This is a genomic window from Halomonas sp. LMYGS-3, assembly GCF_059509875.1.
Map to the genome: position 1 here is coordinate 16,657 of NZ_JCAKFQ010000011.1, position 20,915 is coordinate 37,571.

Genomic DNA, 20,915 nt, shown 5'->3' on the forward strand with positions numbered 1-20,915 from the left:
GCGGCCACCACAGTTCCAGTGACGCGTCACGTACAGTAAAGAAGAGCTTCCCGAAAAGGTCCATTCGAGAAGGATGGTACAGCGTTGACAAGGGGCATTACCCCCCTCTGCCGCCAGTGGCTACACTGCCAGCACAGTTGTCTGATATCCGATCGTGACAAGGCCGGCCCGAGGCTTCGGGCCGGCCTTTCCATTCCTCTTCGCCTGACCGATAGGCCCGCGCTGGATGGTCTCGGGGGCTCGCCGGGCTACTCCTCCTCGGTGGGCCGATAGGCCTGCATCAGCCGGCGCTGGACGGGGTCGGGGGCCGGCTCGTAGTGGCTGAACTGCAGGGTGTAGTTGCCGGCACCACCGGTCAGCGCATTGAGCCGGTTGGAGTAGTCGGCGATCTCCGCCAGCGGCACGATCGCCTGGATGCTGACCTGGTCGCCATGGTTGCGAGTGTCCTGGATGCGTCCACGACTCGCGGCGAGATCCGCCGTGAGATCGCCCATGGCGCTGCTCGGCCCTTCGACCACCAGCTCCGCCACCGGCTCGAGGAGCGCCGGCTTCGCCTTGCGCACCGCGTCGAGGAACGCCTTGCGACCGGCGATGACGAAGGCGATCTCCTTGGAGTCCACCGGATGGGTCTTGCCGTCGTACACGGTGACCCGGATGTCCTGCAACGGGTAGCCGGCCACCGCCCCGCTGGCCATGGCCTGGCGTACGCCCTTCTCCACCGCCGGCAGCAGCGAGCCCGGAATCACCCCGCCGCGAATGGTATCCACGAACTCGAAGCCGGCCCCCCGCGGTAGCGGCTCGACGCGCAGGAACACCTCACCGAACTGCCCGGCCCCGCCGGTCTGCTTCTTGTGCCGGCAATGCCCCTCGGCGGAAACGGCGATGGTCTCCCGATAGGCGATGGAGGGCGTGCTGGTCTCGACCTCCACCCGGAAGCGCTCGCGCAGCCGCTCCAGGGCCGTGCGCAGATGCAGCTCGCCCAGGCCGCGCAGCACGATCTCCTGGGTAGTGCCATCCTGCTCAACCGCGAGCCCCCGATCCTCCTCGACCATCCTGGCCAGGGCCTCCCAGAGCTTCTGCTCGTCACCATGTCGGGTCGCCTGGATCGCCAGGCCGAAGACCGGGGCGGGCAGCGCCACCGAGCGCAGGTGGATATGGTCCTCGTCGTGGGAGTCGTGCAGCACGCTGTCGAAGGTCGCCTCGTCGACCTTGGCCAGGGCGCCGATCTCGCCGGGTCCCAGGCGTTCCACATCGAGATGCTCGCGCCCCTGCAGGCGAAACAGGGTGCCGACCCGGAACGGCTTGCGCGCGTCGCCAGCGAACAAGCGGGTATCGCGGGTAACGGTGCCCTGGTGGACACGGAACACCGCCATCTTGCCGAGAAAGGGGTCGTGCTCGACCTTGACCACATGGGCCAGGACGTGGGCATCCGGGTCGGGACGGGCCCGGTACTCGCGGGAGCCCTCCTCGTCTTCGCGCAGGAAGGGCGGCGGATTGCCCTCCAGGGGGCTCGGCATCAGCCGTGCGAAGACCTCGAGCAGTTCGCGCACCCCAGCGCCGCTGGAGGCCGACACGAAACAGACGGGCACCAAGTGCCCGTCGCGCAGTGCCGCCTCGAAGGGATCGTGCAACTGCCCGGGATCAAGCTCCTCGCCCTGCTCCAGGTAAAGCGCCATCAGCTCCTCGTCGAGTTCCACCACCTGGTCGACCAGCATCTCGTGGGTTTCGGCCACGGAGGAGAAGTCGGCCTCACCGGACGGCGTGAAGAAGCAGTCCGCCACCTGCTGGGCGCCGTTCGCCGGCAGATTGAGCGGCAGGCATTCGGGGCCGAAGGTGGCGCGGATCTCCTCGAGAAGGGCCGGCAGCGCGGAGGGCGCCGCATCGATCTGGTTGACGACGAGCAGCCGGCACAGCCCACGCTCGCCGGCCCACTGCATCATCCGGCGGGCGCTGGCCTCGATGCCGCGACCGGCATTCACCACCACCGCCACCGTCTCGACGGCGGGCAGGATGGAGAGCGCCGCTCCCTGGAAGTCGGCCATGCCAGGGGTATCGATCAGGTTGATCCAGGCATCCCGCCATTCGATGCCCATCACCGAGGCGCCGATGGAGTGCTGCAGCGCCTTCTCCTGGGATGTGGTATCGCTGACTGTCGTGCCTCTCTCCACGCTACCGGGACTGGTGATGCCGGCGGCGGTCGCCAGCAGCGTCTCGGCCAGGGTGGTCTTGCCGGCGCCGGCCGGGCCGGCCAGCGCGATATTGCGGATACTTTCGGGGGCTCGTCCGGGCATCTTCCACCAACTCCGCTGCAGATCCATGCCACGCCTACGCGACTGTTCTAGACAGGTTAGCAGGCGACAGGGAAATCGGCGGCTCGAACCTACCGCATGCCCCGTTCATCGCTGCGCCGCCATTCCCGGGTGGACTCTCTCCGCAGGAACCCCCGGTGCTCGGCACCGCTGCGAATGGGCGCTCGCCGTTGGAAATCCGGGCGCTCGACGCCGCGGCGAGGCGGAACCAACCGCTCGTGTTCGAAGCGACGTGGGCCGATGTCGACCGCCGGCGAGTGGATCCGGCCGGGGGTCCCGAACTTCACGCCGTCGTGCCGCCGAATCGGATGCCGAATGACGCGGCCGGGATGCCGCGGGCGAGGTGGCGCCAATCGCTCGTGTTCGAAGCGACGTGGGCCGATGTCGACCGCCGGCGAGTGAATCCGGCCAGGGGTCCCGAACTTCACGCCGTCGTGCCGTCGAATGACGCGGCCGGAATGCCGCGGCACTTGACGCCAACGGTGGAAGTCGTGCGGCCGCGTCCGATGTCGCGGAGTGATCACGATCACCCCCGGCGGATGCCGATGCATATGCGCCACCCCATGGCGGTGGTGTCGGTCGGTCGTGCCGAAGGAGAACTGCGTGGACACCAGGCCCCCGGGGCGCCACAGGATGCCGACATGCACCTGTGAGCTCGCCACCATCAGGGATCGGGACGACAACCCATCGGGATGAAGCGCGATCGGCGCCCGCGCTTGGTCGGTACCAACCAGGCGAACGACCGGCGACTCCTCCTGGGCAGACAGGGGAGATACCGCCATGCACAGGAGCAGCCAGGGGGCGAGCATCAGCCTGGCAAGGACACGCATGGATCACACCTCCTCGGCGGGCAGGCCTGATCGGGGAGGTCCACGCGGTTCACCCCCGCGTCAAGCGCGCACACCGCCTCTCGGCGCCTGGGCGCGGGCCGCATCGTGTCCGCGGCAGGCGACTGCTATCGATCAGTATAGTCTCGCCCACCCCACGTTCCCCCCCAGGGTCATGCCGGGTGCGGTGTCTTCACCTCGGGGGAGAGCGGCCGATAGCCGGCGCCGCGCCGCAGTTGCTGTGTCGCCTGCCACTGCTCGGCGGCGGTCAACACCTCCAGGAAGTGGACCTCGCCATTGTGCAGCACCGCCTCCGGCACGCCGTCGCGGTAGCGCAGGCAGTTGCCCGCCACCGCCGGCAGGCGCGAACCGGGGGTGAGAACCCCCAGCAGGTTGAGCGGATCGGCGGCCGCGACCACCACCCGGGTGCCGTCCGGCTCACGCTTGCGCATCGCCTTGAGCGCGCCCACCGCCTCCGGCAGCGCGAACTGCTCGCCGGCGAACTGTTGCACGAAGCGCCCGCCGCGGATCTCGCCGCGCGCCTCCAGCCGGCGATAGACATACAGCAGCTCGCGCCACGGCGGCAGCGCCGGCTCGCGTTCCAGTACCCGCCGGAACACCACGCCGTAGCGGCCGAGCAACACCCAGGCGATATGCTCCAGGCTCTCGAGGTCGGTGGCGATCCGTCGTCGCGGCGTGCTCTCCTCGTACACCGGGGCCGGCAGCCAGGACCAGCGCCCCGCGGCGTCGACGCCCGGCGCCTGGCGGCGACGCCGTCGGCGGCTCGCGGCGATCGGCGGCCGCTGGTGGGCCGGCGCGATCAGCGCGCGCAGCCCGGTGAAACTGTCCGAGGTGACCAGCCCCCAGGCGGCCAGCTCGCCCAGCGCCTCCTCCACCTGGGTGCGCAGCATCCGCGTGGTCGCGAGCAGGTCGGCAAAGAACATCGCCCCGCCGGCATGCAGCGTCTCGAGCACCCGGCGAGCCCCGCCGGACAGCGGCAGCGCCGCGGGATCGGGCCCCGGGGCGGCGGCACGCCAGTCGTTCAGCGCCTGCCGCTCGACCAGGGCGATCGGCGTGTTGCGCAACGGCCCCGGACGCCGGCGCTCGTCGTCCGCCGCCACCCGCGGCGACACCAGCCGCAACCAGACGAAATGGCCACTGGCGAGCAGGTGGTCGAGCTGGTGGGGGGCATAGTCCGCGATCCGTGCCGGGAGGACGTCCTGCTCCCAGGCACCGGCCGCCACCGGGAACCCCTCCAGGCGCTCCACCGCCGCGGCCAGGGCGTCCACGCCCTCTGGCCGCTCCGTCAGGCCGTGCCAGTCGAACAGGAAGCGCAGGTAGTGCTGGATGCTGACTGGCTCGATCTCGGCGCGCTTGAGATCGACGGCGTAGCGATGCATCCGCGCCAGCAGCCGCCGTTCGCACCATTCGACCTCGCTGACGCCCCCGGTGAAGCTGCCCTGGAGTGCGAAGCCCTCGGCCTCGAGCCTGGCCAGCGCCGCCGAGACCCGCGCCAGCGGCATGCCCAGCGGGGCGGCAAGCGTCGCGGCCGTCACCGGCCCCAGCGCTTCCAGCCGTGAACGCAGCACCTCGATCAGCGCCTCGTCGGCACTCGCCGGGGCGGGCCCCACCGCCTCGATGACCGGGTCGAGCCGCGCCTCCGGCTGGATCACGAGCAGCTCGGCAAGCCGTTCCGCGGCGACCCATAGCGTCCCGCCACCGGCGACGGACACGGTCGTCGCCCGTCGTGCCTCGACCAGCCCGGCGAACCAGGCCCGCCATTCGTGGCCCTCGGCCTCGGCTTCCGTTGCAGTCAGGAAACCGCACAGCACCAGGGCGTCGTGAAGTTCGTCCCCGTCCCGTGGGGCCGGCCAGGCCTCGTCGCGCACGCGGTGGATGATCTCGGGGTCGTAGCATGCCGAGGCGGCGGCTTCCGCCACGTCCAACGCCCCGCCGGTGCGCACGCTCAGGGTGCGACGCTCCTCCTGGGCGCCGTCGTCGAGGAAGGCATAGGGTCGCGCATTGACCACCTCTTCCGCCAGCGGCGACGGCACGGCGAGGTCGCGTCCGCTGACGGCGATCTCGCCCCGCTCCAGCCGCGCCAGCAACCGTTCCAGGCCCGCCACGTCCATCGCCTCGGTCAGGCAGTCGCGCAGGGTCTGGGCGACCAGCGGGTGGTCGGGAATCTCGCGGGCACCGGCCAGGTTCTCGGCGCAGGCCAACTGATCGGGAAAGACCACCGACAGCAGGTCCTCGGAGTCCTGGCGCTGCAGCTGGGGCGGGCGCCGCCGGCCGTTGCGGGTGCGCGGTACCGCCAGGCCGATTGAGGCGTTCCAGCGCCAGCGCAGGCCGAACATCGGCGCGTCGAGCAGCGCCTGGGTGAGCACGTCGCGCACCGTCCCGGCGTTGAGGTAGTGCCAGACCTCGTCGAGCGGGAAGCTGTGGGTGGGGCCGAGCGACAGCACGATGCTGTCCTCCAGCGCCGCCGCCTGCAGCTCGAAGTTGAACTTGCGACAGAAGCGCTTGCGCAGCGCCAGGCCCCAGGCGCGGTTGAGCCGCGAGCCGAACGGCGCGTGCAGCACCAGGTGCATGTCGCCGGCCTCGTCGAAGAAGCGCTCGAGCACCAGGTGGTGCTGGCTGGGCACCACCCCCAGTGCCGCCCGCGCCACGGCGAGATAAGCCGTCAGCTGTTCGGCGGCGGCGGGGGCGAGACCATAGGCGGTTTCCAGCCGCTGCTGGGCCTCGCCCTCGCCGCCCTCGGCCAGCCGGTCATCCACGTCCTGGCGCAGGCGCGACACCGCCGTCGAGAGCTCCGCGCTGCGCCCCGGCGCCTCGCCGAGCCAGAAGGGAATGCTCGGCGGCACGCCCCTGGCATCTTCGACGAACACCCGCCCGGTCGCCACCTTGAGGATCCGATAGCCCTGGTTACCGAGCTGGAAGACATCGCCCGGCATGCTCTCGAAGGCGAAGTCCTCGTTGACCGTGCCGACGCGGAGTTCCTCCGGCTGCAGGATCACGTCGTAGTCGAACTGGTCGGGAATGGCGCCGCCGTTGGTCAGGGCCACCAGCCGCGCACTGCGCCGCGGCCGCAGGCGGCCGTTGACCCGGTCGCGGTGCAGGTAGGCGCCACGCCGCCCGCGGCGGGTGGTGTAGCCGTCGGCGAGCATCTGCAGCACGTCGTCGAAGCGCTCCCGGGGCAGAGCCCGATAGGGCCAGGCGGCGGTCAGGCGACGGTACAGCGCCGCCTCGTCGCACTCCTCGGCGCCGGCGACCTCGGCAACGACCTGCTGGGCCAGCACGTCGAGCGGCCCGTCGGGGATGTGCAGGCGGTCCAGCTCTCCCGCCTTCACGGCCCCCAGCAGGGCCGCGCACTCCAGCAGGTCGTCGCGGGTCAGCGGAAACAGCCGCCCCTTGGGCAGGCGGCCGACGCCGTGGCCGGAGCGCCCCACCCGCTGCAGCAGGGCGGAGACGGAGCGCGGCGAGCCGAGCTGGCACACCAGGTCGACCTCGCCGATATCGATGCCCAGCTCCAGCGAGGCCGTGGCCACCAGGGCGCGCAACTCGCCCGCCTTGAGGCGCCGTTCGGCGTCCAGGCGATGTTCGCGGGCCAGGCTGCCGTGGTGCGAGGTCACCGCCGCCTCGCCCAGGCGGTCGGCGAGGTGGCGCGCCACCCGCTCGCAGACTCGCCGGGTGTTGGCGAAGATCAGGGTGGTGCGGTGCTCCGACACCAGCGCCGCCAGGCGGTCGTAGACTTCCTCCCACACCTCATTGGCCATCACCGCGGCGAGCGGCGAACCGGGCACCTCGAGCCCCAGGTCGCGCTCGCGCCCGTGGCCGGTGTCGATCACCGTGCACTCGGCGCCGCCGGTGAGGAAGGCGGCGACCTCCTCCACCGGCTTCTGGGTGGCCGAGAGGCCGATGCGCTGGGGCGGCGCGTCGGTCAGGGCGGCCAGTCGCTCCAGCGACAGCGCCAGGTGCGAGCCGCGCTTGCTGGCGGCGACGGCGTGGATCTCGTCGACGATCACCGAGCGCACGGTGGACAGCATGAGCCGGCCCGACGCCGAGGTGAGCAGGATGTAGAGCGACTCCGGGGTGGTGACCACGATGTGCGGCGGCCGCTTGCGCATCCGCTCGCGGTCGCCGGCCGGCGTGTCGCCGGTACGCACCCAGGCACGGATCGCCGGCGGTGGCAGGCCCTCTGCCGCCAGTTCCTCAGCGATCCCCGCCAGCGGCGCCTGCAGGTTGCGCTGGATGTCGTTGGACAACGCGCGCAGCGGCGACACGTAGAGCACCACCGTCTCGTCGGGCAGTGCCTCCGTGAGGCCGCGACGCACCAGGGCATCGATGGCCGCGAGGAAGGCCGCCAGGGTCTTGCCCGAGCCGGTGGGCGCGGCGATCAGCGCGTGGCCGCCACTGGCGATCGCCGGCCAGGCGCGGGCCTGGACCTCGGTGGGCGCGCCGAGGTCGCGCTCGAACCAGGCCGCGACGGCGGGATGGAAGGCAGCGAGCGGCATGGGGCCCCCTGTTTTTCAGACTCCCTGGTTACCCTCTCTCCTGACACTGCGTTTAAGGCAAGGGATCGATTGACAGCATAAACCGCCCTGCTTACACCTTAAATCGTACCGGAGCATCCGCGGGGCAGCGCGAACGCTGCCCACTCACGCACTCGGAGGAGCACCCCATGGCGCGACAACGACCGTTATGCCGGAGCCTCGCGGTTGCCGCCACGTCGCTTGCGGCTATCGTCGCACTGGCCGGTCCGGAGAACATCGAGTTCCCCGAGAATTACGCCGGCACCTTCGTCCGCTACACCACGGTGGACAAACCGGAGCGTGATCCCCCCATCGTCCGCTTCATGTACATCAATGCCGATGCCTTGGCGGCGGCACAACCGGACGAGCCCCTGCCCTACGGCTCCGTCGTGGTCATGGAGGACCACAAGGCCGAACTGGCGGACAACGGTGAGCCGACACTGGACGCAAGCGGACGTTTCATCCCCACGGATGAAGTCACCAACGTTTTCGTGCAGCAGAAGGAGCAAGGCTGGGGAGAAGAGTATTCCGAAGAAAAACGCAATGGCGAATGGGAGTACGCCTGGTTCCAGCCCGACGGCACTCGACAGGAGACGAGTATGGATCCCTGCTTCGAGTGCCATCAGCAGGTCGCGAATCAGGATTTCACCTTCACGACCTGGCCATTCGTCATGCACATCAAGAGCGAGTAGCCTCGCTGGCGCATGACGCGGCACCGTGGCGGTGCTGGACGGCCCCGCGACGGACAAGCCCTTCCTGGCCTTCGTGCACGTCGACTCCACGGGGTGGGACAAGCCCCAGGAGCTGCTGGCCCTCTCGGCGCTCCCGGAAGTCGGGGAGATCCACTCGGTGGCCGGCGACACCTGCATGCTGCTCAAGGTGCACTGCACCAGCAGCCGGGCGCTGGAAGGCGATCACTCGATGGCCGCCCCCGGCGATATCACCTCGGCGTGACCCGCCTCCCGTTCGAGCAGGGCACGCTTTCTCTCCACGCCCCAGCGATAGCCCGAGAGCGCCCCGTCGCTACGCACGACCCGGTGGCAGGGAATGGCAAGCGCGATGGGATTGGAGGCGCAGGCCCCGGCCACGGCGCGTACCGCCTTGGGAGAGCCGATCCGCTCCGCCAACTCCGCATAGCTGATCGTCGTGCCCACGGGAATCTCGGTCAGCGCCTGCCAGACGCGCTGCTGAAAGGCGGTACCACGAATATCCAGCGGCAGTGACAGCCCGACACCGGGCGCCTCGACGAAGGCCACCACCTTGGCCACCCAGGCGTCGAAGCGCTTGCCCCCCGGAAGCAGGTTGGCGTTGGCGAATCGCTCCTGGAACTCCTGCAACAGCTGCTCCGGATCGCTCCCCAGGGAGATGGCACAGATGCCCTTGTCGCTGGTCGCCACCAGTATCGTGCCCAGCGAACATTCTCCCAGGGCGAAGTGAATCTCCATGCCCTTCCCTCCCTCACGGTAGCGCCCGGGTGTCATGCCAAGCATGCGATCGGCACCGGCATAGAAGCGCCCGCTGGAATTGAAGCCCGCCTCATAGATCGCCTCGGTGATCGTCTCTCGCTGCGTCAGTGCCTGGCGCGCACGTTCCGCCCGGCAAGCGACCGCATAGGCCCTGGGCGTGAGCCCGATGACCGACTTGAAGACACGATGGAAGTGGAAGCGACTCAGCCCCGCCACCTGCGCCAGTTCGTCGAGCGATGGCAGGTCCTCGGATTCTTCGATGAGACGGCAGGCCCTGGCGACGCTCCGGGCGTGCCGCTGGGTCAACGAAGGCTCCTGGGGTCGACAACGCTGGCACGGCCGGTAACCGGCCCGCTCGGCGGCTGCCGCATCGGCATGGAACTCGGCATTTTCGCGGCGCGGCCGGCGTGACGGGCAGGTAGGACGGCAATAGATCCCGGTGGTGCGCACCGCATAGACGAAGGCGTCGTCCGCCGCGGGATCGCGGGCCAATACCGCCGCCCATTTCGCCTCAGCGGAATCGAAGGTGGCAAGTGAGTCGGAGGGCGTCTCGTTCATGGCGGGCTCCTGCAGTGTCTTCGGCGTTCTTTGTGAGTTGAGGATGAGCCCGGTACACGCCTGGCACACTCCGTCCCTTGCTTTCAAAGTGAGCCCGTCTCTTCACAGTATTTCGCAACATCCGCAGCATAGCACCGCCGGAACCGCCAGGTTTTTCGACGGCAAGCAGCGGAGAGAGACCTTACCCGGGCATCGGTCCAGTACACCGAGTCTGCACCCCCGGCGCTACCGCGTTCGGCACGGCAGCGACTCCAACGTCCTGCTACCTTGTCAGGCACAGCCCCGGCAAGCACTTGCTGACCTGGCGACGCCTACGGCTCCACTTCGGTTGGAGTCCGGCCTGATTCATCGGCAGGAGGCGACATGGATTTTCTCGTCAACCTGGATGTGGACGATCTGGAACGTGGCATCGACTTCTACGTGCAGGCTTTCGGCCTCGAGATCGGGCGCCGCTTCGGCAACGACGGCATCGAGCTGATCGGTGGCCCGGCCCCCATCTACCTGTTGGCCAAGGACTCCGGATCGCCGGCTTACGCAGCGGGTGGGGTCATGCCCGGCGCGCAGCGCCACTACACGCGCCACTGGACGCCGGTGCACCTGGACGTGGTGGTGGAGGAGATCGAGGCCGCGGTGGAGCGGGCCAAGGCGGCCGGCGCCACCCAGGAGCAGCCCATTGTCACCCACGACTGGGGTAAGCTTGCGCTGATGGCCGACCCCTTCGGCCACGGCTTCTGCTTCGTGCAGTTCCTGAATCGCGGCTACGACGAGATCGCGACCTGAAACGCTGGCGCAATGCCACACTACATCAGCCATAACAACGAATCAGGAACTCCCATGATCGCCGTCATCTTCGAAGTCATCCCCAGGCCCGGCCGCCGCGACCAGTACCTCGACATCGCCGCCAGCCTGCGCCCGCTGCTCGATGAGGTCGATGGCTTCATCTCCATCGAGCGCTTCGAGAGCCTGACCCAGCCGGGCAAGATCCTCTCGCTCTCCTTCTGGCGCGACGAGCAGGCCGTGGCCCAGTGGCGCCGGCTCGAACGCCACCGCGCGGCCCAGACCCAAGGCCGCGAAGTGGTCTTCGACGACTACCGGCTGCGCGTGGCCGGGGTGATGCGCGACTACGGCATGCACGACCGCGAACAGGCACCGGCCGACAGCCGCGCACGCCACGACTGAGCTCCACTTTTCGAGTGAAAGTATCGTGGTCGACCAGGCTCCATTCGCCGCTGTTGCGATGACAGCCACTTGCCTGGCGCGGGTAGTCGGAAACGTCCTGGGCCAGCCGCAGGCCCACCACCAGGCACACCAGCGGCTGGCCGCATGAAAATGCGTGGATGCGTGTCGAAATCGACCACGGTGAATCGACGAAAGAAAGCAGCACCGACAACAAACCTCCTGGAGGTCCCTCATGCAGCTTTCCACCTACCTGATCTTCGACGGTAACTGCCGCGACGCCTTCGCGTTCTACCAGCGCTGCTTCGGCGCCGAGCTCGAGGCCATGGCCACCTACGCCGAGATGCCCGACAGCGAAGGCATGGAAATCCCCGCGGAAGCCCGCGACCTGATCATGCATGCCCGCCTGCGCATCGGCGACCAGTTGTTGATGGCCTCGGACAATACCCCCATGTGCCCCGTGCCCTACGAAGGCATCAAGGGCGCGAGCATTGCGGTCGGCGTCGACTCCGTGCAGGAGGCCGAAAGGCTCTTCAACGCCCTGGCCGACAACGGCACCGTGCAGATGCCGCTCGAGGAGACCTTCTGGGCATATCGTTTCGGCATGCTGGTGGATCGATTCGGCGTAGCCTGGATGATCAACTACGAAAAGGCTGAGCAGGACTCGGCCTAACGCAGCGCAGCCTCGCTTCTTCCCCTGGCCGCTCGACGGGCAGACCGATGAAAGCGCGGACCTTGGCCGCCGGGCGGCGCCCTTCCCGATACACGGGTACTCTGCTGTTCTTACCTCCCCACCAGTGAGCGCCTCTGACGGCAATTAACGGAGTGTGGCCTCTCAACCGGAGCGGGAAAGTCGAACAGCTTCTCGGCGACCCATCCGGGCCAGGGGCCTCGCCATAGTGAATCGCCATGTCGTGTTGCTCTCCACCCACGGTGGCTTCGGCTTGTCGTCACCCAGCGCTATGAGGCCTGACTCACCGCCGCCCTGTCCGTCACCGGGTCGGCCTTGACGCCCGCCGCCTCGCGGCGCTCCGAGTAGCGGTCCACCAGCGTCTCGGCGTGGGGCCGCAGCAGCAGGGTGAAGCGCACCAGCTCCTCCATCACGTCGACGATGCGGTCGTAGCGCGGCGAGGGGCGCATGCGGCCGGCCTTGTCGAACTCCTGATAGGCCCTGGGCACGCTGGACTGGTTGGGGATGGTGAACATGCGCATCCAGCGCCCCAGCAGGCGCAGGGTGTTCACCGCATTGAACGACTGCGAGCCGCCGCTGACCTGCATCACCGCCAGGGTGCGCCCCTGGGTAGGCCGCACCGCCCCCAGGCTCAGCGGCAGGTGATCGATCTGGGTCTTCATCACGCCGGTGATCTGGCCGTGACGCTCGGGGCTGCACCACACCTGCCCCTCGGACCAGATGGCGTATTCGCGGAGCTCGCGCACCGCCGGGTGATCGTCGCCCGCCACCTGGTCCGGCAGCGGCAGGTCCGACGGGTCGAAGATGCGCGTCTCGGCGCCGAAGAAGCGCAGCAGCCGAGCCGCCTCCTCCACCGCCAGGCGCGAATAGGAGCGCTCGCGCAGCGAGCCGTAGAGCAGCAGGATCCGCGGTGGATGGCCCAGGGGATCGGGCAGGCCCTGACTGGGCCGCTGACGGACGAAACGCTCGTCGAGGGCCGGCAGGTAGTCGGGATCGGACAGCGTGCGTAGCCTCATGTCGCCTCCTTCATGGCGTGGGTTTGCAAAACGAGTAGCGCTCCCAGCGCCGCGAGCCCCAGGGCGGAGGAGAACAGCAGCGCCTGGGTGCCGAAGCGCTCGATCAGCAGGGCAAAGGCCAGCGGCGCCAGCGCCTGACCGAAGCGTGCCGGCACCATCAGCACGCCCTGGCGCAGGCCGTAGCCGTGGGGCCCGAAGATGGCCAGCGGCAGCGTGCCCTTGGCGATGGTCAGGATGCCGTTGCCGGCGCCGTGCAGCAGCACGAACAGCGTGGCCAGGGGGGCGCCCAGCGTCATCACGCCGAGCGCCCCGAGCGGATGGGCCACCACCGCCAGCTTTGCCGAGAGCAGCGGATGGAAGCGCTGCAGCAGCGAGAACTCGAGCAGGCGCGCCGCCACCTGGGCCGGCCCCACCAGCGCCGCGGCGGCGATGGCCGCAGCGGGCGACAGGCCCGCGATCTGCAGCAGCCAGGGCAGGTGCGCCGCCATGGCGGTGCTGACGAACCAGGTCACGGCGAAGACGAAGGCCAGCAGCGCCATGGGCAGCCAGATAGCCTCCCCCTCGTCGGTCGCCGACTCGGGGCGGGGCGCGGGCGGCTGGATGCCGAAGGGAATCAACAGGCGGTTGAGCGGCAGGCCCAGCAGCAGGTGCACCGCCGCCCAGATGAAGCAGGCGTTCTGCCAGCCGAACTCGGCGTTGAGCCAGCCGGTGATCGGCCAGCACACCGTGCTGGCGAAGCCCGCCAGCAGCGTGATGCCGGTAATCGGGCCACGCGCCTCGCGGCCGTAGAGCCCGGCCAGGGTCGAGAAGGCCGACTCGTAAAGCCCCATGCCCATGCCGACGCCAATCACCAGCCACCCCGCCCACAACATCATGGGCTCCGTGGCCAGGCCCAGCAGCACCAGGCCCAGGGCGAACACCAGGCTGGAGACGGCCAGCACGTCGCGCCCGCCGAAACGGTCGATACGTCGCCCCACGGCCGGCCCCAGCAGCGCAGACACCACCAGCGCCGAGGAGAACGCCGCGAATACCGTGCCGGTGGAAAGGCCGAGGTCCCGCGCCATGGGCACGGCCAGGATCGCCGGCAGGTAGTAGGTCGAGCCCCAGGCCAGGGTCTGGGATACTCCCAGGGCAATGACCACGCGGGTGCGAGTGTTCACTTGATACCTCGACCAACGAGGTATCGAGACCTGAAAAGACGCCTTGCCCTCATCCTTCCCGCTCCTCCTGATTCACCCGATTCGCCGTCGTCCCACCCGCCATGCGGCGGCTCTCGACGATGCAGTCCGTGGCTTCCAGCCAGGCATCCACCGCCACCTGGAAGGCCTCCCGGCCTTTCTCCGTCAGCGTGTAGACCTTGCGCGAGCGCCCCTGCACCACCTCGGCGGTCGAGCTCAGATAGCCCCCCGCCTCGAACTCGTTGAGCACCGGGTAGACCGTGCCCTCCGAGGGACTGCAGCAGCCGTGGGTGGTCCGCTCCACCGCCTGCACCACCTCGTAGCCGTGCATCGGCTTGCGGTGCAGCACGCTGAGCACGAAGAACTTCGACAGCGACATCTTGATGGTGCCGCGCCAGTAGGAAGGGTCGCTGTAGTCCGGGACCTTGCGGCCGCCGGCAGCCGTCGATCTGGGCGTCGTCATGGGTCGAAGCCTATACCTCGATGCTCGAGGCGTCAACGTCCTCGCAAGCCGCCGCTACCCGTAGCGCCGCCGCACCCGGTCGAGATAGCCGCCCGGGGTGACACCGGTCACCGCCTTGAAGTCATGGATGAAGTGCGCCTGGTCGAAAAAGCCCGCCTCGTGGGCGGTGTCGGTGAGCGGCGTGCGCCCCCTGCCCCGCTTGATCAGGGCACGGCTGTGGGCGATGCACAGCGTGCGCGCGTACTGCTTCGGCGAGAGCCCCACATGGCGCTTGAACAGCCGCTCCAGGCGCCGCTGGCCGATCGGCAGCTGCGCGACCAGCGCCTCGATGGTGCCCTGCCCCTGGTGCCGCTGCAGCCACCCCAGGGCCTCGGGCAGTACGGGGTGGCGCTCGACGCCGCGGCCCTGGCCGTGTGAACGGGTGAGGACAGCCTCACCCCGCCAGGGCCTTGCGCAGGCCCCCGAAGCGGCGCCGGTACTGGGCCGGCGTCAGGCCGACCTTGCGCCGGAACAGTCGGCCGAAGAAGGCGCCATCCTCATAGCCCACGGCCTCGGCGATGGCATCCACGGGCGTCTTCTCGGTCTCCAGCATCTGCTTGGCCTCTTCCAGGCGCAGGGTGTGCACGTACTCCATGGGCGTCAGGCCGGTGGCCTTCCGGAAGCGACGATGAAAACTGCGCTCGTTGAGCCCGGAAACCTCGATCAAGGCGGCCACGGGCGACGGCTCGTCGTAGTGCTCGGCGATCCACGCCTGGCAGCGGGCGATGACGGCATCCTCGGCCTGGCGGGTGCGTGCGAGCATGGCGAAGGGAAGCTGGCCTGCCGCGTGCCAGTCGATCAGGAACAACTTGGCGAGATGCATCGCCTCGTCGACGCCGGCCAGCCGCGCGACGAGGTACAGCGCCAGATCGCTCCAGGAGGTGCCGCCCCCCGCCATGACCAGGCGACTGCCGGTACCGCCGATCACCAGCGCGCGATGCGGATGCACCCGGACCTCCGGATAGCGACCCAGCACATCGCAGTAGGCCCAGTGCGTGGTGGCGTCCTCGCCCCGCAGCAGCCCCGACTCGGCCAGCAACAGGGCGCCCGAGCAAGCGGTCGCCAGGATGGCGCCGGCGGCATGGCAGCGCTTGAGCCACTCGACTTCCTCGCTATAGCGGCCCTCGAGCACCGCCTCGGGCGGCAGCATGATCTCGGGGATGCACACCACGTCGGGCACCCAATCCAGGCCGGCGTCGGGAACGATGCGCACGCCGTTGGCGATGGTCAATTCACGCGTGCCGCTGCGAGCGACCACCTTGGACACGAAGAGCGGCTCACCGGCCTTGCCCTCGATCAGGGCCGGCCAGTCGCGACCGGCGGCGGCGAAGACGTCGTAGACCCCATACAGGGTGGAGGCCGCCACTTCCGGGATGGCCAGCAGCGCGATGGTGGATTTCTGCGTCGACATGGCGGAAACCGCCGGTTTGTGTCCGTAGGGGCTTCAGTGTAACCCAGCCGGGAACACCAGAATGCAGTCTCCGATGCACCAACAACAACCGAGGAGAACTCGCATGACTGCCCAGGCTCAACCTTCCCTTCCCGCCGCCTTCGACGCCGCCCGCGCCGCCGACTTCGAGAGCCGCTTCGTGCGTGCCCTCAACGAGGGCGCCATGCTGCAGCTGATCTCGCTGGCCCACCGCGGCGGCCTGCTCGGCCACCTGGCCGACGGCGAACCGGTGACCAGCCGCGAACTTGCCGCCAAGGCCAAGCTCAACGAGCGCTACGTGCGTGAGTGGCTGGGTGGCGCGACGGTCGCGGCGCTTATCGAGCACGACCCACGGACCATGACCTACCGCCTTCCGCCCGAGCACGCCGCGCTGCTGACCGACGGCGGCGAGGCCAATCTCGCCGTGTTCTCCCAGTACCTGCCGCTGATGGGCCAGGTGGAGGACGACGTGCTGGAGTGCTTCCACCACGGTGGCGGCGTGCCGTACACGCGCTATGCCCGCTTCCATGAGGTCATGGCCGAGGACAGCGGCCAGACAGTGCTGCCCGTGCTGTTCGATGCCATCCTGCCCCTGGCCCCGGAACTGCCGGAAAGGCTGGCGCAGGGCATCGAGGTGCTCGACCTGGGGTGCGGCCGTGGCCTGGCGCTGATGAAGCTCGCGGAACGCTTCCCCGCCAGCCGTTTTACCGGCTACGACCTCTCCGCGGAGGCCATCGGCTGGGCGACGGAGCGAGCCGCTCGCCTGGGGCTCGCCAACCTGCGCTTCGAGCAACGCGACCTCAGCGACTTCGACCGCACGGCCCCGGCACAGCGCTACGACCTGGTCACCACCTTCGATGCCATCCACGACCAGGCCCACCCCCTGAACCTGCTCAAGGGCATCCGCCGCACCCTGCGTGAGGACGGCGTCTACCTGGCCCAGGACATCCACTCGTCGAGCCACCATCATGGCGACCGCGACCACCCGATGGGCACGCTGCTCTACACCGTGTCGATCATGCACTGCATGAGCGTCTCGCTCGCCCAGGGCGGCGAAGGGCTGGGCACGATGTGGGGTCGGGAAAAGGCGCGGGAGTACTTCGCCAAGGCCGGCTTCGGCGACATCGAGGTCCACCAACTGCCGCACGACATCCAGAACGATTATTGGGTGCTCAGGCCCTAGCCCGGCCGCATGCCTGCGCGCTGATCACACCTACCTCAAGTGCCGAGCTGCTCGCCCTCGGACGACGCCCCGGCGAGCGACTCGGCACGCCGCAGCAGGATCGCCTCCTGCTCCGGCGAGAGCACCAGCCCGAACCGCTCGCGCAGCACGCCGGGCAGCGCTTCGGCACCGATCCGCCGCAGTTCCGGTGCCTCGCCGGGGCGAAAGGTCTTGAGCTCCAGGTCGGTGAGTGCCAGGCGCTCCGCGTCCCCGTTGCGCTGGGCCACGATCCGCCGCACGAAGGGCGAGTCCGGGTGATGGGAGGCGAGATAGTTGTGCTCTTCAAAGTCAGCGCGAAAGTAGCGCTCGTCGCTGAACTGGTAGAGATTGAACCAGCCATCGTGGCGCCGATGGCGCAGCAGCCAGTACCCCAGCGGCGAGCGTTCCAGGCGATATTCCCAGGGGCCATGGTGCACCTCGACGCCCTCCTCGAGTGGGACCGGCTCACGCGGGCCGACGTTGCCGACGCCGACATCGACCAGCCACTGCCGCCCCTCTACCGTCACATGGAGGATCGTGTGCCCGATGGCGGTGATCTCGCGCGCGTCGTCGCCCATCAGCATCCGCGCGCTGCGCCCCGCGACGGCGAAGCCGAGCCGATCCAGCACCGTGGCGAACAGGGTGTTCTGCTCGTGGCAATAGCCGCCGCGCCGCCGCCGTACCAGCTTGTCCTGCAGGCTCTCCAGATCGAGCCGGATCTCGCCACCGGTAACGATCTCCAGGTTCTCGAAGGGCACCGCCTGGAGATGCGCCCGCTGCAGGGCGCGCAGCGTCGCCAGGGTCGGCGTCAACGGGCCCCGGTAGTCGATGCGTGCCAGGTAGGCCTCGAGATCGAGAAGCGGCGTCTCCCAACGGGCCGATTCATGGGGCGAAAGCGGGGACACGGTGGCATTCATGGCTGGGACTCCTTCGCTCGGCGGCACCCTGCCGCGGTGAGTGAGACAGCCGCCGAGGGCGACCTTGCCGCGCAGGCTAAGACCTCAAGCCCTCTTGAGGTAAAGCACAAGAAGTCCTATCGGCCCCATAGCCACCGCCAATGCCAGGCCTACCTGACAGCTTTCCCCCTTCTCAAAGACGGGTTTTTGCTCCCGCCATCGCGGCCCCATGCAGCGGGACCGCTGATGAACGCGGGGAAGGTCCCGTTACAGCGTCTCTTCCAGGAGCATGGCGAGCCGCTTGTGATGCAGGGCATCGGCGGCCGCCTCGTAGGAGGGGGCGTCCTTGGCCGTGAAGCCGTGGGCGGCGCCCTTGTAGAGCTCGGTGGTGAAGTGCACGCCGGCTGCGGCCAGTGCCTCGTCCATGCGGGCGATCTGCTCGGGGGGCAGCAGCTCATCCTTGTCGGCGTGACCGAGATAGACGCGCCCCGCGATGGTGCCAATGACATGCACGGGGCTGTTCGGGTCATCGGCCTCCGCCAGCCGCGCCGAATGAAAGCCGGCTGCGGCGGCGACGCGGTCAGAGTGTGCGGCCGCCAGACGCAGCGCGAAGGCCCCGGTCATGCAGTAGCCGACCACGCCTATCTTGCCGTCCGCGAACTCGGCCTCATTATCGATGCAGTCCAACAGGGCGGCGAAATCGCGGGATTGCGCCTCGGGCGTCAGGCGGCCGGCATACTCGAACAGCGTCGGACGCACCTCCGGGTCGCGGAAGGACTTGCCCTCCGGCACGACGGGGCCGCTCGCATCGCGGTAGTAGACGTTGGGCATCAATACGGCATAGCCGTTGTCCGCGATCTGCTGGGCCTTCTCGTGATAGCAGGGGCGCAGGCCGCCGATATCGGTGAACAGCACCACACCGGGCAGTGGGCCTTTGGCGCTCCCGGGCGTGAAGACGTGGGCGTCGATGATGCCGTCGGCGGCAGGGATTTCGATGGCGCGAGACATGAGCGGGCTCCGGGGTATCGATGGGATGGATGTCGTCGGGGACGCATGTCACCAAAGAGGCATCTAACCAGAGACAGACCCTGTTGACGAGGTCGTTGCCTTGCCGCCCTGTCGATTCCGCCGCCTCTCGTTCGATTACCGGGTACATGAACAAACCTGGAGGATGAGCACATGCGGAAAGTGATCGTTGGCGCGATGGTGTCACTGGACGGCGTCATGCAGGCGCCCGGCGGGCCTCAGGAAGACCCGACCGGCGGTTTCCACCACGGCGGCTGGGTCGCGCCGCTGGCGGATGAGGTGTTCGGGGAGGAGATGGGCAAGCTGTTCGAACAGCCCTTCGACCTGCTGCTCGGGCGCAAGACGTACGAGATCTTCGCCGCGCACTGGCCCTATGCCGAAAATGGCCCGGATGACGCCATCGCCAGAACCTTCAACGCGATTACCAAGTTCGTGGCGACCCGAAAAGGACTGGAGCTGACCTGGCAAGGCTCGGTGGCCCTCGGCGATGCGGCGGCCGATGTCGCCAGGCTGAAGCAGGAAGACGGGCCGACGCTGCTCACCCAGGGCAGCACCGAGCTGGTCCACACGCTGCTTGCCGGCGACCTCGTCGATGAGATTCATACGTTCACCTTTCCCGTGGTGCTGGGGAACGGCAAGAAGCTGTTCGACGACGGTGCCAAGGCTGCGGCGTTCAAGCTCACCGGCAGTCGCGTATCACCCAACGGCATTGTGATCGCCAGGTATGAGCGCGAAGGCTCGGTGAAGACCGGCGACTTTGCCATGGAGCCGCCGTCTGCGGCGGAAGTGGCAAGGCGCAAGAAGATGCAGCGGGAAGCCTAGGGCCACCGCGTGCCTTAGACGACCACCAGCGACGTGCGGGCGAGCGCGGGAGCGACCAACCTGCTGCTGGTCACTTTCCTGATCCCGGCCAGCGCCATTCTGCTGGGGAGATTCGTGCTGGGCGAGCGGCTGGAGTGGCGCCATCTGGCCGGAATGGGGCTCATCGGCCTCGGGCTTGCGGCCATCGACGGCAGGCCGTTGTGGTGGTTTCGAAGAATGGCTTACGCTTTCTGGAAAGCCAGGCGAGAGGGAACGAGCCGATGACGCTGTGTGCCGTGCAGTACGCCTCCACGACGGGCGATATCGAAGGGAGCGTGGCACGCCACGCCGAGTGCCGCCCTCTTCGATGCCTCTCCCCGGCCGACGAGCGGACCGGCCTCTGAGCCTCCCTTGCCGCAGGCCAAGGAATGAAGCTGATCCTCAGCCGCAAGGGCTTCGACTCTTCCGCCGGCGGCGTGCCGAGCCCCATCTTTCCCGATGGCCGGATGGTCGCCCTGCCGATTCCGGATGCCGCATCGACGATTCGCTACCGGGATATCGCCCATGACGGCGTCTCGCTCGGCGATCTGGTCGGCCAGCTCACCCGGGGCAAGGTGACCCCCGAGGACGGCGCCCATCTCGACCCCGACCTGATCCCCGACATGCTGCCTCGTATGCCCGGCTGGCGGCCGCTCTTCGGGCAGGCCGGCCAGGCCCAGGGGCACCTGCGCAACCAGGGAGTCGGCCCGGGCGATCTGTTCCTCTTCTTCGGGCTCTTCCGGCGCGTAGAGCCTTACGACGGCGCCTGGCGCTGGGCACCCGATTCCCGCCCCTGCCATGTCGTCTGGGGCTGGCTGCAGGTCGGGTCGGTGGTGCCGGTGGACGAGGCGCGCTCGGGGGACTACGTCTGGGCGGCCTATCACCCCCACTTCCGGCGCGGGGCCGATCCCGGCAACGTGCTCTATCTGGCCGCTCGCCGGCTCGGCCTGCCGGGGCTCGGCGAGACACTGCCCGGTGCCGGCGTCTTCCCGCGCTTCGCAGCGGAGCGCCAGTTGACCGCCCCCCATGCCGCCAACACCTCCACCTGGCGGCTGCCCGCGTGGTGCTATCCGGAAGCGGGCCGCAGGCCCCTGACCTACCACGCGAACCGCCAACGGTGGCGGAAGCGCGACGATCACGCCGAGCTGACCGCGGCGGCACGCGGCCAGGAGTTCGTCCTCGACGGCGACGACTACCCGCAAGCCCTGCCCTGGGCAGGCGACCTGATTCGCCGCCGGGATCGGTAGGCGTCGCCACCGGTTTCGCCA

General features: G+C 68.8%; 21 protein-coding genes. 10 read left to right on the plus strand and 11 right to left on the minus strand.

Annotated features, from left to right (window positions below; genetic code table 11):
• Nucleotides 1-248: 248 nt before the first annotated feature.
• The 3 genes from fusA to AC5W54_RS12085 all read right to left on the minus strand — a co-directional run bounded on the left by fusA (nucleotide 249) and on the right by AC5W54_RS12085 (nucleotide 7,650).
• Nucleotides 249-2,291 carry an elongation factor G gene (gene fusA, locus AC5W54_RS12075; protein WP_495962342.1) on the minus strand — a complete coding sequence of 681 codons (2,043 nt, stop codon included), beginning with the start codon at nucleotides 2,289-2,291 and terminating at the stop codon, nucleotides 249-251.
• Nucleotides 2,292-2,380: 89 nt separating this feature from the next.
• On the minus strand, nucleotides 2,381-3,139 hold the full coding sequence (locus AC5W54_RS12080) for a hypothetical protein (RefSeq protein WP_495962343.1): 759 nt from the start codon (nucleotides 3,137-3,139) through the stop codon (nucleotides 2,381-2,383).
• Nucleotides 3,140-3,309: 170 nt separating this feature from the next.
• Nucleotides 3,310-7,650: a DEAD/DEAH box helicase gene (locus tag AC5W54_RS12085; RefSeq protein ID WP_495962344.1), complete on the minus strand. Its 4,341-nt coding sequence runs from the start codon at nucleotides 7,648-7,650 to the stop codon at nucleotides 3,310-3,312.
• Between the two features lie 167 nt (nucleotides 7,651-7,817).
• On the opposite strand from AC5W54_RS12085, the gene AC5W54_RS12090 reads away from it, so the two are divergent.
• Complete coding sequence (locus AC5W54_RS12090; protein ID WP_495962345.1) at nucleotides 7,818-8,360, plus strand: cytochrome P460 family protein; 543 nt, start codon at nucleotides 7,818-7,820, stop codon at nucleotides 8,358-8,360.
• A 25-nt stretch (nucleotides 8,361-8,385) separates the two neighbouring features.
• On the plus strand, nucleotides 8,386-8,622 hold the full coding sequence (locus tag AC5W54_RS12095) for an Lrp/AsnC ligand binding domain-containing protein (RefSeq protein WP_495962346.1): 237 nt from the start codon (nucleotides 8,386-8,388) through the stop codon (nucleotides 8,620-8,622).
• Here the strand turns inward: AC5W54_RS12095 and ada are convergent.
• Nucleotides 8,583-9,692, minus strand: coding sequence for a bifunctional DNA-binding transcriptional regulator/O6-methylguanine-DNA methyltransferase Ada (gene ada, locus AC5W54_RS12100; RefSeq protein WP_495962347.1), 1,110 nt, complete (start codon nucleotides 9,690-9,692; stop codon nucleotides 8,583-8,585). The two genes, AC5W54_RS12095 and ada, sit on opposite strands and share 40 nt — an antisense overlap.
• A 363-nt stretch (nucleotides 9,693-10,055) precedes the next feature.
• Here ada and AC5W54_RS12105 point away from each other — a divergent pair, with 363 nt between their 5' ends.
• The 3 genes from AC5W54_RS12105 (at nucleotide 10,056) to AC5W54_RS12115 (ending at nucleotide 11,541) form a co-directional block, all read left to right on the plus strand.
• The gene (locus AC5W54_RS12105; protein ID WP_495962348.1) at nucleotides 10,056-10,472 is read left to right on the plus strand and encodes a VOC family protein; all 417 of its coding nucleotides are present in this window, start codon (nucleotides 10,056-10,058) and stop codon (nucleotides 10,470-10,472) included.
• Between the two features lie 54 nt (nucleotides 10,473-10,526).
• Nucleotides 10,527-10,871, plus strand: coding sequence for an antibiotic biosynthesis monooxygenase family protein (locus AC5W54_RS12110; protein ID WP_495962349.1), 345 nt, complete (start codon nucleotides 10,527-10,529; stop codon nucleotides 10,869-10,871).
• A 232-nt stretch (nucleotides 10,872-11,103) separates the two neighbouring features.
• Nucleotides 11,104-11,541, plus strand: coding sequence for a VOC family protein (locus tag AC5W54_RS12115; protein WP_495962350.1), 438 nt, complete (start codon nucleotides 11,104-11,106; stop codon nucleotides 11,539-11,541).
• Nucleotides 11,542-11,828: 287 nt separating this feature from the next.
• Here AC5W54_RS12115 and arsH read toward each other — a convergent pair whose 3' ends face one another.
• The 4 genes from arsH to AC5W54_RS12135 are packed head-to-tail and all read right to left on the minus strand — an operon-like array spanning nucleotide 11,829 to nucleotide 14,480.
• Nucleotides 11,829-12,575: an arsenical resistance protein ArsH gene (arsH, locus tag AC5W54_RS12120; protein WP_495962351.1), complete on the minus strand. Its 747-nt coding sequence runs from the start codon at nucleotides 12,573-12,575 to the stop codon at nucleotides 11,829-11,831.
• The gene (locus tag AC5W54_RS12125) at nucleotides 12,572-13,735 is read right to left on the minus strand and encodes an MFS transporter (protein WP_495962352.1); all 1,164 of its coding nucleotides are present in this window, start codon (nucleotides 13,733-13,735) and stop codon (nucleotides 12,572-12,574) included. The genes arsH and AC5W54_RS12125 overlap by 4 nt, the downstream gene beginning before the upstream one ends.
• A 49-nt stretch (nucleotides 13,736-13,784) precedes the next feature.
• On the minus strand, nucleotides 13,785-14,216 hold the full coding sequence (locus tag AC5W54_RS12130; protein ID WP_495962353.1) for a PadR family transcriptional regulator: 432 nt from the start codon (nucleotides 14,214-14,216) through the stop codon (nucleotides 13,785-13,787).
• A 54-nt stretch (nucleotides 14,217-14,270) separates the two neighbouring features.
• Nucleotides 14,271-14,480, minus strand: coding sequence for a helix-turn-helix domain-containing protein (locus AC5W54_RS12135; protein WP_495962354.1), 210 nt, complete (start codon nucleotides 14,478-14,480; stop codon nucleotides 14,271-14,273).
• Here AC5W54_RS12135 and AC5W54_RS12140 point away from each other — a divergent pair, their 5' ends adjacent.
• Nucleotides 14,481-14,633 carry a hypothetical protein gene (locus AC5W54_RS12140; protein ID WP_495962355.1) on the plus strand — a complete coding sequence of 51 codons (153 nt, stop codon included), beginning with the start codon at nucleotides 14,481-14,483 and terminating at the stop codon, nucleotides 14,631-14,633.
• 16 nt (nucleotides 14,634-14,649) lie between these two features.
• On the opposite strand, the gene AC5W54_RS12145 is transcribed toward AC5W54_RS12140, so the two are convergent.
• Nucleotides 14,650-15,666 (minus strand): GlxA family transcriptional regulator, encoded by a 1,017-nt coding sequence (locus tag AC5W54_RS12145; protein WP_495962356.1) that lies wholly within the window; start codon nucleotides 15,664-15,666, stop codon nucleotides 14,650-14,652.
• Between the two features lie 103 nt (nucleotides 15,667-15,769).
• On the opposite strand from AC5W54_RS12145, the gene AC5W54_RS12150 reads away from it, so the two are divergent.
• Nucleotides 15,770-16,867, plus strand: coding sequence for a class I SAM-dependent methyltransferase (locus tag AC5W54_RS12150; protein WP_495962357.1), 1,098 nt, complete (start codon nucleotides 15,770-15,772; stop codon nucleotides 16,865-16,867).
• Nucleotides 16,868-16,902: 35 nt separating this feature from the next.
• On the opposite strand, the gene AC5W54_RS12155 is transcribed toward AC5W54_RS12150, so the two are convergent.
• Both AC5W54_RS12155 and AC5W54_RS12160 read right to left on the minus strand, forming a co-directional pair.
• Nucleotides 16,903-17,802: an arylamine N-acetyltransferase family protein gene (locus tag AC5W54_RS12155; RefSeq protein ID WP_495962358.1), complete on the minus strand. Its 900-nt coding sequence runs from the start codon at nucleotides 17,800-17,802 to the stop codon at nucleotides 16,903-16,905.
• 246 nt (nucleotides 17,803-18,048) lie between these two features.
• Complete coding sequence (locus tag AC5W54_RS12160) at nucleotides 18,049-18,789, minus strand: dienelactone hydrolase family protein (RefSeq protein ID WP_495962359.1); 741 nt, start codon at nucleotides 18,787-18,789, stop codon at nucleotides 18,049-18,051.
• Between the two features lie 171 nt (nucleotides 18,790-18,960).
• Between AC5W54_RS12160 and AC5W54_RS12165 the strand changes: the two genes are divergently transcribed.
• The 3 genes from AC5W54_RS12165 (at nucleotide 18,961) to AC5W54_RS12175 (ending at nucleotide 20,894) form a co-directional block, all read left to right on the plus strand.
• The gene (locus AC5W54_RS12165; protein ID WP_495962360.1) at nucleotides 18,961-19,629 is read left to right on the plus strand and encodes a dihydrofolate reductase family protein; all 669 of its coding nucleotides are present in this window, start codon (nucleotides 18,961-18,963) and stop codon (nucleotides 19,627-19,629) included.
• A gap of 33 nt (nucleotides 19,630-19,662) precedes the next feature.
• A complete protein-coding gene (locus AC5W54_RS12170) occupies nucleotides 19,663-19,893 on the plus strand; it encodes an EamA family transporter (protein WP_495962361.1) in 231 nt (76 codons plus the stop codon).
• 143 nt (nucleotides 19,894-20,036) lie between these two features.
• On the plus strand, nucleotides 20,037-20,894 hold the full coding sequence (locus tag AC5W54_RS12175) for an Nmad3 family putative nucleotide modification protein (protein ID WP_495962362.1): 858 nt from the start codon (nucleotides 20,037-20,039) through the stop codon (nucleotides 20,892-20,894).
• Nucleotides 20,895-20,915 lie beyond the last annotated feature (21 nt).